Source organism: Aeromonas veronii bv. veronii (assembly GCF_000820225.1).
In the GTDB taxonomy this organism is placed as follows: domain Bacteria; phylum Pseudomonadota; class Gammaproteobacteria; order Enterobacterales; family Aeromonadaceae; genus Aeromonas; species Aeromonas veronii.
Genome location: NZ_CDDK01000008.1, coordinates 1 through 16511 on the forward strand (window position 1 = coordinate 1; position 16511 = coordinate 16511).

Consider the following 16511-nt stretch of genomic DNA (forward strand, 5'->3'; position numbering starts at 1 on the left):
GCATCCCCCTCTTCGCCCTTTTGCAGCAGGTAGCCGATGGCGGTGTGGTGCAGGTCGGTCTTCTCCGACTTGCCCGCCCCCGCCCGCACCGGCGCCAGCCCCAGCCAGGTGGCGTAGACGCCCCGGGTCAGCGCCACATAGAGCAGCCGCAAATCTTCGGCAAGGCGCTCCCTGTCAGCTTCCGCCAAGGATCCCTCGGCGCCGGTCAGATCGAGAATGGTGCGATTGCCCGCCTCGTCCGCCTCGTGATAGAGCGGGGTTTCGGCGGTTCTGTGGCTGCAGATAAAGGGCAGGAACACCAGCGGGTACTCCAGCCCCTTGGATTTGTGGATGGTGACTATCTGCACCAGCTTGCGCTCGGATTCGAGCCGCAGTACCTGCTCCGCATCCTGCCCGTTGGGGCGGCTCACCGCCTCCCCCAGCCAGCGCAGCAGGGCATATTCACCATCCAGCTCGCTGCTCACCTGTTGCAGCAGCTCGCCAAGATGGAGGAAGTTGGTCAGCCGCCGCTCGCCATAGGGGCTCGCCAAAAGCGAAGAGGCAAGATTGCGCCGGTGCAGCAGGGCCCGCAGCATCGCCAGCACGCCGCGGCGGTGCCAGATCTTGCGGTACTCCATAAACTCCTGCACCGCGCTCTCCCACGCTCGCTCGTCGCTGGCCAGCCCATCGAGCGCCTTGGCGTCGAGATCAAACAGGCCGGTCGCCAGCGCCGCCCGCAGGCTGCGCTCTTCACTCGGGTTCTGGCAGGCGTGCAAAATCAGCAAAATCTCCCGCGCCTCCGTCTGCTCCAGCACACTCTCGCGGTTCGACAGATAGACGGAGGCGATGGCAAGGCGCGCCAGCTCCTGCTGCACCAGCTTGCCTTCGGCGCCGGTACGCACCAGCACGGCGATATCTCCGGCCTTCACCGCCTGATCACCTATCTTCGCCTTGCCCTCGCGGGCCAGGGTCAGCAGGCGGTGGATCTCCACCGCCGTGGCGCGGGCCAGCTTGCTTTGGTAATCCCCCTTGTTGAAGGTGGGCTGGCCGCTCAGCTGCCAGCAGTGAAGCACCGGGGCAGTGGCGCCATCGAGCAGCAGCGCCTTGCTCTTGCCCTGCGCCTCCACCGGCAGGAAGGGGATATCCGCCTCGTAGATAAAGGGATCTTTCGCTCGCTCGAACAGGCCGTTGACCGCCCCCACCAGAGCACTGCTGGAGCGCCAGTTGCGCCCGAGGGTGTAGTGGGCGCTCACATTTCGCCGCGCCTGAATGTAGGTAAAGATGTCGGCGCCGCGAAAGCCGTAGATGGCCTGCTTGGGGTCACCGATCATCAACAGCGCCGTGTCTGTGTGGCCGCCGTAGAGGCGATGGAAGATGCGGTACTGCTGGGGATCGGTATCCTGAAATTCATCGATCATCGCCACCCGATAGGTGGCGCGAATACGCTCGCAGAGCCGCTCGCCAAGGCTGGAACCAAGCGCCCCGTCGAGATCTTTGAGCAGGTCATCGAACGAGAGTTGATGAGCCTGCCGCTTGCTGGCCTGCATCCGGCTGCGCACCACCTTGGCGGCCCGTTGCAGGATCAGATCCCGAATACCGGGGCGGCTGGCCAGCAACTCGTCTATCTGGCTGAACAGCGGCAGGGTCGGCACAGCGCCCCCCTTCTTGAGGTTCTCCTCCAGCACCGTCTGGCCGAAGCGCTCCAGCTCCTTGGGAATGGCGTAGCCACTGCCCTCGTCCTGCGCCCAATCGGCTATCTTGGCGAGCCACCCTTCGTAGTTCTTGCCGGTGTAGCGGCTGATCTGGCCGTCGGTCTGGCGGCGGATCTCGTCCGTCTGCGCCAGCCATTCGCCCTTCACCGCCGCGATGCGACTCATGGCCGCCTGATGACGGGCCGCAAGGGTTTCGTCCCCCAGCGCGGGGTGGATCTCCAGCTCGCTGTTGTCGAGCCAGCTGCCCATCTCCCGCAGCAGGGCGGCGGGGCTCGGCCAGAGTGCGCGCACCGAGCTGGCGAGGGTCTTGTCCACCGGATAGAACTCGGCGCGCCAGTAGTCGCTCACCGCCTGCAGCCTGAGCTGGCTGTCATCGGTGAGAAATTCGGTCTCGAAGAGGGCGCCGGATTCGAAGGCGTTCTGCTTGAGCATCCGCTGGCAGAAACCGTGGATGGTAAAGACCGCCGCCTCATCCATCTGCCGCTCGGCGGCCAGCAGGCGACGGGCCGCCAGCTCGTGATCCTCCACCTCTGCAAGCAATTGGGCCAGCAGGGTGTCACTGCTATGGCCGCGCATAAAGGCGAGCCGCGCCTCGTGGATGCGGCCGCGGATCCGTCCCCGCAGTTCGGCGGTGGCCGCTTCGGTAAAGGTCACCACCAGAATTTCGGTCACCGACAGCGGCCGCTCGTGGGCGCTCGGCTGACCGGCATCGGCCCCCTCTTCAATGAGCGGGCCGTGGCCCAGCAGCAGGCGCAGGTAGAGACCGGCGATGGTGTAGGTCTTGCCGGTACCGGCGGAGGCTTCGATCAGTCGTTCACCATGGAGGGGAAAACGCAGGGTATTGAGCGGGTTAGCCATTATTTCAGCTCCTCCAGGGTCTTTAACAGCGGGGTCAGGTGTTCGCGGGCCAGCGCCTGCAACTGCCCCAGCACCTCGTCATCGAGTTCGGGGAAGCAGCGGGCGACGTAAACGTCTTGCCCCTCCCCATTGATCATCCAGCCGCCGTTGAAACGGGTGAGGGCCGCCTTGTCGGCCGCCTCCGGCTTGTCGGGATCCTTCTCGATCGCCTTGAGCCAATCCCAGGCGGTGTTGGGGAAAAACGGCAGCGGCCGCTTCATCCCCTGCGCCCAGCACGCCACCAGCGCCGCCAGCTTGGGCCGCGCCTCGTCGGCAGAGAGCTTGGGCAGTCGCAGACTCTGTTTGGCATCGAACAGCAGGGTGTCGCCGGGGACGCTGCTCAATGAGAGGCAGAGGTGCTGGATCCAGCCCAGCAGCAGATCCTTGCCGTTGAAGCTGCCGGGTTTGACCACCAGCAAGCGCCCCTTCTGGGTGTCGATCCACCCTTGCAGCTGGCCCTGAGTGAGGGAGATATCGATCTCCACCGCCTGCTTTTCTGACTCATCGGCCGCAATCCATGGCCGCAGCCGATCCGCCAGCTTGCCCATCTCGGCATCCAGATCGTCCAGCAGCAGGCTGCCGAACCACCCTTGCGGCAAGAGGCCGGTGAGTTGCAACCGCTCGCGACGCTCGGTGCTATCCCCTTCCGCCAGATGGGCATCGAGCAGCAGATCTTTCAGCTGATAATGTTGCAGGCCATCCAGCTCAAACGGCTCGCTGTCCTCGATATTGGCTTCGTTCAGCTCAAACCACACCTTGAGGCGGCGGTTGAGGAAATATTTGGTGGGCTGGCGATAGAAGCGCAGCAGCTCCGCCAGCTCCAGCCCCTGCTCCTTGCCCCATTCGGGAGGTAAAGGCAGCTCGCCGCTCTGGAAGTTGGCCGCACCGCGCACCGGATTGAGAGCGGGCAGCCAGTCGGCGGCATAGGTAAAGAGGCGCGAACCCGCCTCTGGGTAGAAGTAGTTGCGGCTGTAGGGGGTGAGCGGATGCGCCACCATCAGGTGGTTGAGCAACCGCTTGCCGGAGGTTTCATCGTCGAGATCCTCATCCCCCACCAGCACAAAGCCCTGCCGCACATAGTCGATCAGCTCCGCCAGCAGCACCGATGGCACCTTGTCGCTGTTGTCCTGCGCGCTGAAGCCCTGATAGCTGATATAGAGCCCCTGCTGGGCGCTGAGCAGCGCCTCGAGGAAGAGGTAGCGGTCATCATCGCGACGGGAGCGATCCCCGCGCCGCGACGCCACCGCCATCAGATCGAACCCCATGGGGGCCAGGGTGCGCGGGTAGACGCCGTCGTTCATGCCAAGCAGGCAGACCTGCTTGAAGGGGATGGAGCGCATCGGCATCAGGGTGCAGAAGTTCACCTGACCGGCGAGGAAGCGCTGGCTGGAGCGGGACTCTCCCAGCACGCTGCCGAGGTAATCCTGCAACAGGTCGGCGGTGATGGGCTGCTCGAAGCGAGCCTCGCCGAGCCGGGTCTGCCACTCGACCAGCTGGCTGCGAATGAGCTGGAGCTGACGCTCTTCATCCTCGTCGGCCAGATAGAAGCGCTCCAGCAGCGCCAGCAGGCAGGCGTGCCACTCGGCCAGCGGCTGCGCCTGTTGCAGCCGGGGCAGAAACTCGGCCAGCGAGTCGACAAACCAGGCGAGCTTGCCAAGTGCCAGCCCCTGCTGACCCTCGATATCGGCGTAGGGCAGGATGCCCGCCACCGGCTCGCCATCCCCCATGGCAAAGCCGAGCAGCATGCGGCGCAGGCCGAACAGCCAGCTGTTGCCGGACATGGGCGGCAGATCGAACCGGACAGGGTAGCCGTCGTCCAGCCCCCAGCGGATGCCGGTCTCCTGCACCCAGACCCGCAGCTGGTTGAACTCGTCGTCATCCAGCTCGAAGCGGCGCAGCACGGCGGGCACCTCGAGAATGGCGAGCAGCTCCCCCGCCCCAAAGCGGGCGTTGGGCAGCCTGAGCAGGGCGAGGAAGCTTTGCAGCAGCGGGCTCTCCTGACTCGCCGCCCGATCCGAGACCGCAAACGGGATCTGACCGCGCGCGCCACTCTTTTCTTTACCAAACACGGCCTGAATATAGGGGCCGTAGCTGTTCACATCCGGCATCATCACCACCACATCTTTCGGGGTGAGGGTCGGGTCCTGCTCGAACAGCGCCAGCAGCCGGTCGTGCAGCACTTCGAGCTCGCGCATCGGGCCGTGGCAGGCGTGGATCTGCAAGGATCCATCCGCCGGATCTATGGGGCTCTTGTGGTGGCTGCTGTCGAGATCGAACTGACCGGCGCCTCGCTCGGCCAGCTCCAGCACATCCTTCTGGATGGCGCGCAGCAGGCTGACATTGCCCTTGGCGTCCACCTCGTCGATATCGACGAAAGCCTCGATTTGCGGCACCTCCAGCTCCATCAGCTGATGCAGGTAATCGCGCCCCAGCTTGCCCATGGAGGCGAGCAGCGGGTTGGCGGGGCCCTGCAATGTCTCGATATCGGTACCGGGCTTGAGCTTGGTTTCGAGGCGCGCCAACGTCTTGCGATCCAGCAGATCCCCCCAGTAGTAGCGGCAGGGGTTGGTGACGAACAGGTGCACCTCCACCTCCGGCCGGCTGCCGAGGGCCAGCAGCGCCTCCACATAGCGCGGCGGCAGCGCCGAGATGCCGAACACAAAGACCCGCTGCGGCAGCTTGCCCGGCAGATCGGCAGTGCGTGCCAGCTCGTGGATAAACTCCTCGTAGAGGTTGGCGCGGTGGTAGCCACTCGGAGAGAGCGCCAGGGTGCGGGCCACCAGCTCGCGCCACAGCTCCGGCTGCCAGTCCTGACCGCTCACCCCGGCCAGCTCCTGACTCAATCCTTCCCCCTCTTCCCAACGGGCGATCCAGTCCGGCCGGTAGACCAGATACTGGTCAAAGAGATCCGCTACCTTCTGGCAGAGCTGCCACAGCCGCACCTGCTCGGGATCCCTGGCGGAATCCTCCTCATCTCCCCCGCCCAGATAGGCGGCGAGCGGGGCAAAGGCGGGGCGCTCCAGCAAGGCAGGCAGAATGGTCATCAGCTGCCAGCTCATGGAGCCCTTGTTGTAGGGACTCTGGCGCGGTACATCTGCCAGCACCCGGGTGAACATCTCCCAGATAAAGCTGGCGGGCAGCGGAAAGTCGATATTGGCGGCAATGCCGAAGGCTTTGGCCAGCTCCAGCTTGAGCCACTGGGCCATGCCCGGACTCTGCACCAGGATCTGCTCCCGATCGAAGGGGTGAGAGAGAGGGGCCTGCCGGATGCGGCTCACCAGCAGCTCTTTGAGCAGATCCAGCTGATTGGAGTGGTAGAGGGTAAACATGAGCAATTCCCGCCTGTGGATGAGAGGGGGCGAGGGAAAAGGCTAGCCATTTCCGTCACTTCACAAGAGTGAGAATTGTCGGGGATCGAGGGGGAAGATGCAAAAGGCTCTTGTGGCCAGCAGGCGGGCAAACCGCTGAATCATGAGGGGCGCCGCAGATTTGACGCGCCGCCTCACCTATCCGGAAAACGCAGACAGAAAAAAGCCGGTGCAGTTGCACCGGCCAAAAGGCATTGGAAAACTCAAACTGACTGACTGTTACCAGTTTTTGCCGAGACGGGCATCCAGACTGAAAGCCCCTGCTCCGGCCGCCGCCAGCGCCAGGAAACCACCGGCCACTGAGACGTTCTTCATAAACATCAGCATCTGCATCTGTTCGGCAGGCTGATAGTGGAAAATAAAGGCAGCCATCAGGGTGAAACCGGCCAGCAGCACGGAGAGGCTGCGGGTAAAGAGACCCAGCACGACGGCAAGGCCACCACCCAGCTCAAGCAGGATTACCAGCGGCAACATAAAGCCCGGCACGCCCATCGCTTCCATATAGCCCTGAGTACCGGCGTAACCACCGATCTTGCTCCAGCCCGCCATCACGAACATCAGCGCCAGCAGTACACGACCCGCCAGCAGCGCTACATCTTTCATCTTGTCCATTTCATATTCCTCGTTTGTGTCACATCACCGCTGACTGCTTCAGGGTAGGTCAAATAACAGAGCTTGGCTGGCACTGGTCGCAACCAGCTCCCACCGGTATTCATCACGACTGAGTACCCCGTCGCCGGGTCGGGCAGCCAGACCGTTGGCGGTCAACTCCCCTGAAATCATCTGCAGGTAACCGTGTCGGCCAGCCAGTGCCCATTCGAGCGTCTCGCCCGGGGCCAGCTCCAGCCGCCATACGCGGGCCTGTTGGCGGATCCGCAGCGATCCATCCTCGCCATCCGGTGACGCCACCAGCGTCATGCCCGGTCTGGACTCGATCTTCTTCTGCTGATACCCGGGTGGCGTGCCGAACTCGTTCGGCTCGATCCAGATCTGCAACAGGGAGAGAGGATCCGTCTGCGAGGGGTTGTACTCGCTGTGGCGGATCCCGCTGCCTGCGCTCATCAGCTGGAAATCCCCTGCCGGGATCTGCTCGGCATGGCCGAGGCTGTCCTTGTGCTCTATGGTGCCTTGCAGCACGCAGGTGAGGATCTCCATATTGGCGTGAGGGTGGGTGGCGAATCCGCCACCCGGCGCAACCAGATCCTGATTGATCACCCGCAGTACCGAGTGCCCCATCCACTCCGGGTCATAGTAGTGACCGAAGGAGAAACTGTGGCGCGCATCCAGCCAGCCAAAGTTGGCCTTGCCCCGCGCTTCTGCGGCTCTCAATTGCATCATGGTGTGCTCCTCATCTACCGGGACGGTTGATTAACGCTGTTTGCCGCTACCGATACCGAACGGAATACGGTATTCGCTGCTCTGGTCAGCCAGGCTGACGGTCAGGTTGCCCTGGGTACGGCTCGGGATCCGCACCTGCTGGGTGCCTGTCAGATTGGCGTGGACTGATGCCAGCAGATCGCCAGACTCGTCACGCACTTCCAGCATCGGATTGGCTTTGCCATCCATTGCGGCAGTGGCGTTCCAGTTCACAAACAGCACGCCGGGCATGGCATTGAAGTCAGCCGGTACGGAAGCTTGGGCGAAACCAGTGGTCATCAGGCCTGCAACGGCCAGCATCTTGATTACGTTTTTCATGTTCATTCACTCTCTTGTTTTATATGTCATTGCCAAGGCCTTTTCGGCCAGAATCAATGCATCCATGCAAGAGGTTATTCAAATAGTGTGTTGTTCTTTCACCGACGTCAGACAGACCGATTTGGTATGTCACAGTGCGGAACTACCCGCATATTTGGCCGCTCGACGTTCCTGCCTAAGCGTTGATTGAATATTAAAGTGACATGACCTAACTTGTTAGCGAGATAAACTGGCAAACATATTCAAAAAAATTGAAGGTAAGGAATGGCCAAGGAATCGAACAAGGAACGGGCGCTGACCCTGGAGGCAATCCGGGTGCTGGACGCCATCGACCGCCGCGGCAGCTTTGCGGCGGCGGCCGACGAGCTGGGCAAGGTGCCCTCGGCATTGAGCTATACGGTGCAGAAGCTGGAAGACGAACTGGATGCCATGCTGTTTGACCGCAGCGGCCACCGCACCAAATTTACCCCGGCGGGACGCATGCTGCTGGAGCGCGGCCGGGTGCTACTGGAAGCGGCCGAACATCTGGTGGGCGAGACCCGGGCGCTAGCCCGTGGCTGGGAGACCGACATCACCATCGCCGTTGATGCGCTGGTCCCGGTGCAGGCCCTCTACCCATTGGTGGAGAAGCTGGCCGAGCAGACCGATACCCGACTGCGGCTGCGGGCCGAGGTGCTGGCGGGTAGCTGGGAGTGTCTGGAAGATGGCCGCGCCGACCTGCTTATCTCCTCCATCAACCCGGACATCATGATGACCGGCATCAAGCATCAGGTGATCAAGGACGAGGTGATGCTCTACGTCGCCCATCCCGATCATCCGCTGCATCAGGAGCCCGAACCCTTGGCCGACGAGACCCTGCGCCGCTACCGCGCCATCGCGGTCGCCGATACCGCCCTGCGCAAACCGGTTCTCACCTACCGCCTGCTGGACAAGCAGCCGCGCCTCACTGTCAGCACCATGACGGAGAAACGGGATGCCCTGCTGGCAGGGATCGGCGTCGGCACCATGCCACAGAGCTGGATTGAGGAGGACATCCGGGCCGGACGACTCAAGGTGATCAGCCCCGAATATCGCCATCAATTGCAGGTGGTACTGGCCTGGCGGCGAGACACCATGGGCAAGGCCAAAAGCTGGCTGGTGCGGGAGATACCAAAACTATTTGCAACTGGTGAGAAATGAGATCCAGTTAACAGAAATGTTAATTGCATGCCTCACTTGACGCCCAATATCTTTGCTGATTTCATAGCCGCCTCATTGAACCCATGGAAGCTGTAGAAAATGAAAAAGAGTTTGCTGGTTGCCCTCACCACCCTGCCCCTGTTTGCCAATGCCGGCCTGATGGATTCGCTGACCGACAGCGTCACCAGCAGCGTCAAGGATGCAGCTAATACCGCCGTATCCGGTGCAGTGGACAGCGCATCCAACGAAGCCATCAAGAAGGCACTGGATATCAAGGAAGGCGGCTCCAACAAGCAGGCTATTAAAGAGAAGCTGGGCGCTCCTGCCACCACCAAGACTGAATCCGGTCTGGAAGTGTGGACCTATGATCTGGATGCCCTGAACAAGGCCTCTCCGCTGCTGGCAGAAACCACCAAAACCCTGCTGAAAGATACCGACGCCGCCAAGAAAAACGTGGTCATCAAGTTCGAAGGCGAAACCGTCAAGAAAGTAGAGCTGACCGACAAGGCTCAGGGCTAAGTTCGCTCGTCCGGTGGAGTGGGCTGAACACCCGCATCGGCACAGATAGCAAGAGGGGGAGCATCAGGCTCCCCCTCTTTTTATTGGTAATCGCCTGCGTTCAACCAATCTGCTACTCAACGCAGTAAACACAAAAAGGGTGGCCTCGGCCACCCTTGGGTTGATAACAGCTGGTGCTGTTACTGGTTCGCTTCGGCGAACTGCTTCATCGCTTCGGCGTGCTTGGTCATGCCGGCGGCACGCTCGTTGAGCTTCTTGATGAACTCCGCCTTCTTGGCCGGATCTTCAATGCGGTCATAACGTTGCTGCAGGTTGGCCTGGATCTGCTCCGGGGTCATGTTCTGCATGCGGGCCATCTTGTCGTGGCGACCACCGTGGTGTTTGCCACCCATCATGCCGCCGCCGTCCATCGGGCAATCCACCATGGCACCGGGCTGGCCGGTGGGGGCTGCTTCACTGGCTGCATAGGCACCCAGCGGCAGGCCAAGGATCAGGGTGGCGGTCAGCAGGGTTTTGGTCAGCTTTTTCATGGTCTATCTCCTGTAGGGATGATTCTGGTTCGGCGCTCTTGCCTTGCCCTCAAGTAAACACCCTATCGGTGTCTGAACTTTGCCAGCATCACCCTTTTTTGTAGCAGAGTGTGGCATCGTGCGGATCTGGCACACTTTGACACAAACCGTGCAGCGTATTTTCGTATACTCGTGCCAACGCCAAGCAGGGGAGGTATTCATGAACCAGGGCAACACCCACATTCTGGTGGTCGATGACCACAGCGAGATTCGCGATCTCTTGAAGCGCTTTCTCGAACAGCACGGCCTGCGAGTCAGCTGTGCCCGGGATGGCAAGGAGATGAAGCGACTGCTGGAGGAGCGGGAGTTCGACCTGCTGGTGCTGGATCTGATGATGCCAGGTGAAGATGGTCTGACCCTCTGCCGCGAGCTGCGGGTCAAATCGAACCTGCCCATCATCATGCTCACTGCCATGGGGGAAGAGACCGACCGCATCATCGGATTGGAGATGGGGGCCGACGACTATCTGGCCAAGCCTTTCAATCCGCGCGAGCTGCTGGCGCGCATCAAGGCGGTGATGCGCCGCACCCAGGCAGAAACCCAACCCGCCGCCGAGACCCTGACCCGGGATCTGCGCTTCGATCGCTGGTTGCTCGACGTCAATCGCCGGGAGCTGGTCGATGAGGATGGGGTGGGCCTGAGCCTCTCCACCGCCGAGTTCGATCTGCTCAAGGTGTTTCTCGAACGCCCGCAGCGAGTGCTGAGCCGGGATCAACTGCTGGATCTGGCCCGTGGCCGCGAGGCGGTAGCCTTCGATCGCGCCATCGATACTCTGGTGAGCCGGCTGCGCCGCAAGCTGGAGCGGGATCCCAAGAATCCGGAGCTGATCAAGACCATCTGGGGTGGCGGCTATATGTTCTCCGCCGACGTGACGCAGGTTTAAGCAGTGGGCACCTTGCGACGACTGTGGGCACGGATGTGGCCCAAGGGGCTGACCGGCCAGATCATTCTGGTGGCGCTGGCAGGGTTGATCCTGATCCAGCTGCTCAGTATCCAGATCTACCGCACGGATCGGGAGGAGGCGCTCGGCTTCGTCAACAGCCGCAACGCCATGCAGCGGATCATCTCTGTGGTCAGGCTGCTCTCCCTCTCCCCCCCGTCCCTCTATGACGAGATCCTCAAGGCGAGCCGCAGCGAGACCCTGCTGTTGCGCCTCTCCGACGAGCCGCTGCAACCGGATAACCGCAGCCCCCGCTTCGAGCAGCTGGTGCGCTCGCGCCTCAACTACCCCCTCGGCCTCACTGTCGAGATCAGCGCCGAGCTGAAAGAGGATAACCAGCGCAGCAAAGCGTGGGAGCATCACGCCCGCATGATGCGGGATCGCAAGGGGCCGCCCCCGCCGCGGGATATGCGGCTCTATGGCTCCATCGAACTGCCGCAGGGGGGCTGGCTGCAGTTCAGCTCACTGGTCGACAAGGAGGCGGGCAGCTGGTCGTGGCAGACCACCCTCAATCTGATGCTGGTCGCCAGTCTGGTGATCGGACTGATGGTGCTGCTGTTTCGCCGTGCCACCCGCCCACTCAAGCAGCTGGCAGGCAATGCGGAGCGGCTCGGACGGGGCGAGGATATCGAGCCCTTGAAAGAGGAGGGGCCGACCGAGATCCGCGAATCGATTCAGGCCTTCAACCGGATGCACACCCGGCTAGACCGCTTCGTGCAGGACAGAACCCGGATGCTGGCGGCCATCTCCCACGATCTGCGTACCCCCATCACCAGCCTGCGGCTGCGTACCGAGTTTCTGGCCGATGGCGAGGACAAGGAGCGCATCCAGCAGACCCTGCAACAGATGGAACAGATGCTGGCGGCAACCCTCAGCTTTGCCCGCGAGGAGGGACAGCAGGAGGCTACTCGCGAGCTGGATCTGGTCAGCCTGCTGGTCAGCCTGTGCGATGACTATGCCGATACCGGCCAGCCGGTCACCTGTCTGGCGGAGGGCAAAGAGGTCTACGCCTGTCGGGCCAACACCCTGCGCCGGGTGCTGCAGAACCTGATCGGCAACGCCATCAAATATGCCGGCAGCGCCGAAGTGTCGCTGGAGCGGCGCAAGGAGGAGCTGTTGATCCGGGTCTGCGATAACGGGCCGGGGATCGATCCGGCGCGGCTGGAGGATGTGTTCAAGCCGTTCGTGCGGCTCGATGAAGCCCGCAACACCGAGTCCGGCAGTGTCGGGTTGGGGCTCTCCATTGCCCGTACCCTGGTGCATCAGCATGGTGGCGAACTGACCCTGCTCAATCGGCCACAGGGGGGACTGGAGGCGCGGATCAGCCTGCCGCTGTAAGTAGTTACTCTATCCGCCAGCCTTGTCATGGCGCCATTTGCATCATGCAAACTTCATCATTTGAGCGCTTGTTCTTCGATCAGAAAGACGGTGATAATCGGTGACCACGTGACGATATACGGCAACGGATTGGAGCAAGGATGGCCTCTTCCAGGACAGGAGTCATAGTCAGTATCGGGTGGGGGCTCCTGCTGCTCGCCCTTGCCCTGCCTGCATGGGCCAAAGCCCCGGAAGAGCCGATCATCATTACCAACTCCAAAGCCTGGCAGCCCTTCTCCTATATCAATGAGTCGGGCCAGCCGGATGGCCTGCTGATCGATTTGTGGCGTGAATATGCCCGGGTGACCGGCCAGAAGATCGAGTTCAGGCTGGTCGACTGGCAGGGCTCCCTCGACCTGCTCCATGAGGGGAAAGCGGATGTTCACGCCGGACTGCTCTGGTCACCGGAGCGGGACAAACTGTTCGACTATGGCCGGCCTCTCGCCCAGCTCGACTCCCAACTCTTCTTCTCGAGCGAATTGCGTGGCACCGATGTCCACTACTACCTGCTCCATGAAACGGTCGGTGTGGTAGCCGGTGGCTACGAGGAGTATTACGCCAGACGCTACTTCCCCGGCACCAGACTGCAAACCTTCAATGACAATGACACCCTGCTGGCTGCGGCCTTCAAGGGTGAAGTGAAGGCCTTTATCGCCGATCTGCAGGTCGCCAACTTCTACATCTATACCTCGGACGATCCCACCCGCTTTATTCCGGTTCGCCACCTCTATACCGACCAGATCCGCTTTGCAGTGAGAAAGGGCGACCTTGCCCTGTTACACCGGCTGGAAGAGGGCTTCGCCAAGTTAAAAGAGAGCGATCGGGAGCGGATCATCCGCAAATGGATGCATGTCGAAACCGTCTACCCCATCCATCTCGGTCCCTGGCTACTGCTTGCCGGGGTGTTGATCATGGTGGCCTACATAGTGCAACTGCGCCGGGCCGTCGCCAGCCGCACCGCCGAGCTGAGCCGCGCCAACGCCAGACTGGAGAAACAAGCCAGTACCGACCCCCTGACCGGCCTGCTCAACCGACGGGCATTCATGCCCGCCATGGAGCAACGACTGGCAAGCGGGGCTCCCTGTGCTCTGCTGCTGTTCGATGTGGATCACTTCAAGGAGACCAATGACCGCTTTGGTCATGGCATCGGGGATCTGTTGCTGGAAAAGCTGGCCACGACTGTGACCAACCTGTTGCCCGAAGAGGCTCTGCTGGCCCGCATCGGCGGCGAAGAGTTCTGCCTGCTGCTACCGCTGGCCACATTGGCAGAGACAGAAGAGTGGGCCGAGCGTATCTGCCTGGAGATCAACCGGCAAACCCTGCACACCAGCAGCGGCGAGGTGACCCTCTCCATCAGCACCGGGGCAGTCTGGGTCGCCGCAGAGAGAGAGGCTGATGCCGACCAGCTACTACGGCAGGCTGACGCCCTCATGTATCAGGCCAAGGGACTGGGGCGCAATACCTGGCAAGCCGCCCCCTATCAGGCATAGTCCCCTGACGGACACGCAATAAAAACAGCCGCCATCGGAAGATGGCGGCCGCATGACAGGTTCCCTATCAGAAGTTGTAAGTCACGCCCAGGTTGTAGCGGCGACCATCCAGCACAGTGCCATAGCTGCTGTAATCTACCGTCTTGTCGAACAGGTTGTAGACCCCGGCGGTCAGATCCAGATGCTTGTTGGCCTTGTAGACCAGGCCCATGTCAAAGAAGGTGTAGGAAGGAGTCCCCTCCGCCATCTTGACCCGGCTCAGGTATTCGGAGGTCTCGCCACGGAAGTTGACCCGTGACCAGAGGCTGAGATCCTCGGTGGTTTGCCAGTCAACACTGCCGTTGAACATGTGACGGGGCATCTGGTTGAGGGCATGACCCGCCAGTGGACCACTCTTCTGCTCGGACTGGGTAAAGGTGTAGCTGGAGCTGACCGACCAATCCTCATTGATGGCCCAATCCATCATCCCCTCGACACCGCGCATGTTCGCCTTGTCGACGTTGACCCGATCACTGATGAAGTCATAGCTGTGACCATTGAGGGTACAGGCGGGATCGCTCTTGCTGGTGCAACGACGCACTTCGGATATCTTGTTCTTGAAGTCGGTGTTGAACAGGGTCACTCCGGCGTTGAAGCCCTGATGACCATTCCACAGCAGGCCGATCTCTTCACTCACGCTGGTCTCGGGTTTGAGATCAGGATTACCGACCAGCATGCCATCCAGGCTACCACCACCGGTGACCTGACCCCAGTTGGCCGCTGACATCCGCAAGTCAGGAGAGCGGTAACCGGTCGAGACGCCTCCTTTCAAGGTCCAACTGTCATCCAGATGCCAAACTCCGTAGAGGCGCGGGCTCCAGTGAGAACCATAGTTCTGATCCCGATCCATGCGTGCGCCACCGGTCAGGGCAAAGCTGTCAGTGAGTGACCACTCATCTTCGACAAACATCGCCCAGCTCCAGCGGGTCAGCTGCTCGGCAGGGTTGGCCACTTTCAGGGTATTGCCCTGATCGTGCAGATCCTCATAGCGATATTGACCACCGACGCTCAAGTAGTGATCCCCCAGAATAAACTGGGTATGGGTATCGGCGATGGTGTTGGTGAGCTCCATCTTGCGGCCGGGGTTGGTGTTGGTTTCCTGCTGCAGATAGCTGCTGGAGGAGCCGAAATCATACTGACCATCATGGGTCAGCGCATAGTTGGTGCGCTCGTAGCGGTTAAGGCTATCTTTCGCCTTGGCAGCCAGCGAATTGCCGGCCGTGCGATCCCGATCCTGCAGACTGCGACTGGCTTCCAGATCGAAGCGGTTATGGTCATCAGGCTTGAAGCTGAGCACCGCCGTGCCACTGCGAGTCTCCTGCTCGGCAAAACCCTGGATAAATTTGTCTTCACCACGATGGGCAAGCTGACCGTTGAAACGCAGCCCCAACACGCCATCGATCAGTGAACCTGCGGTATAGGCATCGGTCTGGAAGCTATTGCCAGCATCCTTGTTCTCCTGGAAGGTAGAATCAGCATGAACCGAGCCCTGCCAGGCCAGACCGGTGGTCTTGCGGGTAATCACGTTAATCACGCCCCCCATGGCATCGGAACCATAACGGGATGACATGGGGCCACGGACGACCTCAATGCGCTCAATCGCCTGCAGTGGCGGCAGCCAGCCCTGCTCGATACCCGGACCATCGCTGTTCGGGCGAGTGCCACGGCTATCCACCTTCTTGCCATCAACCAGCATCAGGGTGTATTTCGACCCCATACCGCGAATGCTGATATCACTGCTGCTGCCACCGCCAGTCACCACAACACCGGGAACATCCTTCAGGGCATCGGTCACATCGCGATATGCCCGTTTCTCCAGCTGCTCACGGGTAATCACGGAGATGGAGGCGGCAGAATCTTCAATCTTCTGCTGGAAGCCGGAAGCGGTGACGACCATCACCTCTTGTTCGGCAGCATAGGCCTGGGTTGCAAGAAGGGAGCAGATCAGCAAGGCAAGCTTGTTCGGTTTCACTGTTGTCATGTTTTAGCCTGAACATTTTTAGTAGGAAGGTGACGTATTCCCTTACTTCACTCATTACAACGCCCTGGCATCCGGCCACGCGCAGTATTAGAAAAGGCTCATTTGAAAAGCACTTTATTAATCAGCCCGCATTGTAACGACCCCGCCCCGATCATTCAAACAATAATCATTATCATTTATATCGCATGGCATTCCTGCTGCAAAACAGTTCATTCTTGATAAGAGACTGTTTTAATGGAATAAATCCATAAGCAAAAAAGGGGATTACACAAACAAGTGGAAGCGATGACGTACCGTTGCAAGATGGCCTGATTTAATCATCAAGCTCTATCAGCTCGCAGCGGAACAATATGGCCAAGATGGGATGTGCTGCGATACAGAGGTGGAAACAGTAGCAAGATCGCCAACAGGGGAAGGTATTGCCATCGTGGTGGGATGTCGGCAGCTCACCAGCAGGCTAAAAACATCAAAACCCGGTCGTGAGACTGGGCTTTGGTGTTCGTTCTGGTATGCAAACCTGTGGGTCTTATGGACAAAACCGCCCATAGCAAAAAGGCCTTCCCATCAGGGAAGGCCTTCAAATTAGTGGCGGAGCGGACGGGACTCGAACCCGCGACCCCCGGCGTGACAGGCCGGTATTCTAACCGACTGAACTACCGCTCCGCATTCGGTTAGCTTGCGCTAAATTGGTTGCCGCTTCTTCTGAGGTGTCATCCTCGCAGCCGGCTATGTGTTTTCACATCACCGTTTAATTGGGTGCCTGGCA

12 protein-coding genes and 1 tRNA gene are annotated in these 16511 nt (G+C 60.8%); 5 read left to right on the plus strand and 8 right to left on the minus strand.

Annotated features, from left to right (window positions below):
* The 5 genes from recB to BN1139_RS03790 form a co-directional block, all read right to left on the minus strand.
* Window positions 1-2549 (minus strand): exodeoxyribonuclease V subunit beta (gene recB / locus BN1139_RS03770; RefSeq protein WP_041980189.1); only part of this gene is annotated, 2549 nt, incomplete at its 3' end.
* Entirely contained in the window at window positions 2549-5917 is a 3369-nt protein-coding gene (gene recC, locus BN1139_RS03775) for an exodeoxyribonuclease V subunit gamma (protein ID WP_013723380.1), read from the minus strand. The genes recB and recC, both read right to left, overlap by 1 nt.
* A gap of 258 nt (window positions 5918-6175) precedes the next feature.
* Window positions 6176-6568, minus strand: a complete 393-nt coding sequence (locus BN1139_RS03780; RefSeq protein ID WP_005342720.1) for a DoxX family protein — start codon at window positions 6566-6568, stop codon at window positions 6176-6178.
* A 39-nt stretch (window positions 6569-6607) separates the two neighbouring features.
* Entirely contained in the window at window positions 6608-7294 is a 687-nt protein-coding gene (locus tag BN1139_RS03785; protein WP_005355292.1) for a pirin family protein, read from the minus strand.
* Window positions 7295-7324: 30 nt separating this feature from the next.
* Window positions 7325-7657 carry a hypothetical protein gene (locus BN1139_RS03790; RefSeq protein ID WP_013723379.1) on the minus strand — a complete coding sequence of 111 codons (333 nt, stop codon included), beginning with the start codon at window positions 7655-7657 and terminating at the stop codon, window positions 7325-7327.
* A gap of 258 nt (window positions 7658-7915) precedes the next feature.
* Here BN1139_RS03790 and BN1139_RS03795 point away from each other — a divergent pair, with 258 nt between their 5' ends.
* The gene (locus BN1139_RS03795; protein WP_013723378.1) at window positions 7916-8830 is read left to right on the plus strand and encodes a LysR family transcriptional regulator; all 915 of its coding nucleotides are present in this window, start codon (window positions 7916-7918) and stop codon (window positions 8828-8830) included.
* Window positions 8831-8929: 99 nt separating this feature from the next.
* Window positions 8930-9349, plus strand: coding sequence for a hypothetical protein (locus BN1139_RS03800; protein ID WP_005355310.1), 420 nt, complete (start codon window positions 8930-8932; stop codon window positions 9347-9349).
* 179 nt (window positions 9350-9528) lie between these two features.
* On the opposite strand, the gene BN1139_RS03805 is transcribed toward BN1139_RS03800, so the two are convergent.
* A complete protein-coding gene (locus tag BN1139_RS03805; RefSeq protein WP_005355311.1) occupies window positions 9529-9879 on the minus strand; it encodes a hypothetical protein in 351 nt (116 codons plus the stop codon).
* Window positions 9880-10078: 199 nt separating this feature from the next.
* On the opposite strand from BN1139_RS03805, the gene BN1139_RS03810 reads away from it, so the two are divergent.
* The 3 genes from BN1139_RS03810 to BN1139_RS03820 all read left to right on the plus strand — a co-directional run bounded on the left by BN1139_RS03810 (window position 10079) and on the right by BN1139_RS03820 (window position 13725).
* Window positions 10079-10801 (plus strand): response regulator, encoded by a 723-nt coding sequence (locus BN1139_RS03810; protein WP_005336534.1) that lies wholly within the window; start codon window positions 10079-10081, stop codon window positions 10799-10801.
* A gap of 33 nt (window positions 10802-10834) precedes the next feature.
* Complete coding sequence (locus tag BN1139_RS03815) at window positions 10835-12196, plus strand: ATP-binding protein (RefSeq protein ID WP_005355312.1); 1362 nt, start codon at window positions 10835-10837, stop codon at window positions 12194-12196.
* Between the two features lie 140 nt (window positions 12197-12336).
* Window positions 12337-13725, plus strand: a complete 1389-nt coding sequence (locus tag BN1139_RS03820) for a transporter substrate-binding domain-containing diguanylate cyclase (protein ID WP_005355313.1) — start codon at window positions 12337-12339, stop codon at window positions 13723-13725.
* 67 nt (window positions 13726-13792) lie between these two features.
* Here BN1139_RS03820 and BN1139_RS03825 read toward each other — a convergent pair whose 3' ends face one another.
* Together BN1139_RS03825 and BN1139_RS03830 are read right to left on the minus strand one after the other, a co-directional pair.
* The gene (locus tag BN1139_RS03825; RefSeq protein WP_005355314.1) at window positions 13793-15745 is read right to left on the minus strand and encodes a ligand-gated channel protein; all 1953 of its coding nucleotides are present in this window, start codon (window positions 15743-15745) and stop codon (window positions 13793-13795) included.
* Window positions 15746-16331: 586 nt separating this feature from the next.
* Window positions 16332-16408: transfer RNA gene (locus tag BN1139_RS03830), tRNA-Asp, on the minus strand.
* Between the last annotated feature and the right edge of the window lie 103 nt (window positions 16409-16511).

Coding starts and splice junctions, on each gene's coding strand:
- recC (WP_013723380.1), bottom strand. CDS start 5,917: ATGTTTACCCTCTACCACTCCAATCAGCTGGATCTGCTCAAAGAGCTG.
- BN1139_RS03780 (WP_005342720.1), bottom strand. CDS start 6,568: ATGGACAAGATGAAAGATGTAGCGCTGCTGGCGGGTCGTGTACTGCTG.
- BN1139_RS03785 (WP_005355292.1), bottom strand. CDS start 7,294: ATGATGCAATTGAGAGCCGCAGAAGCGCGGGGCAAGGCCAACTTTGGC.
- BN1139_RS03790 (WP_013723379.1), bottom strand. CDS start 7,657: ATGAACATGAAAAACGTAATCAAGATGCTGGCCGTTGCAGGCCTGATG.
- BN1139_RS03795 (WP_013723378.1), top strand. CDS start 7,916: ATGGCCAAGGAATCGAACAAGGAACGGGCGCTGACCCTGGAGGCAATC.
- BN1139_RS03800 (WP_005355310.1), top strand. CDS start 8,930: ATGAAAAAGAGTTTGCTGGTTGCCCTCACCACCCTGCCCCTGTTTGCC.
- BN1139_RS03805 (WP_005355311.1), bottom strand. CDS start 9,879: ATGAAAAAGCTGACCAAAACCCTGCTGACCGCCACCCTGATCCTTGGC.
- BN1139_RS03810 (WP_005336534.1), top strand. CDS start 10,079: ATGAACCAGGGCAACACCCACATTCTGGTGGTCGATGACCACAGCGAG.
- BN1139_RS03815 (WP_005355312.1), top strand. CDS start 10,835: ATGTGGCCCAAGGGGCTGACCGGCCAGATCATTCTGGTGGCGCTGGCA.
- BN1139_RS03820 (WP_005355313.1), top strand. CDS start 12,337: ATGGCCTCTTCCAGGACAGGAGTCATAGTCAGTATCGGGTGGGGGCTC.
- BN1139_RS03825 (WP_005355314.1), bottom strand. CDS start 15,745: ATGACAACAGTGAAACCGAACAAGCTTGCCTTGCTGATCTGCTCCCTT.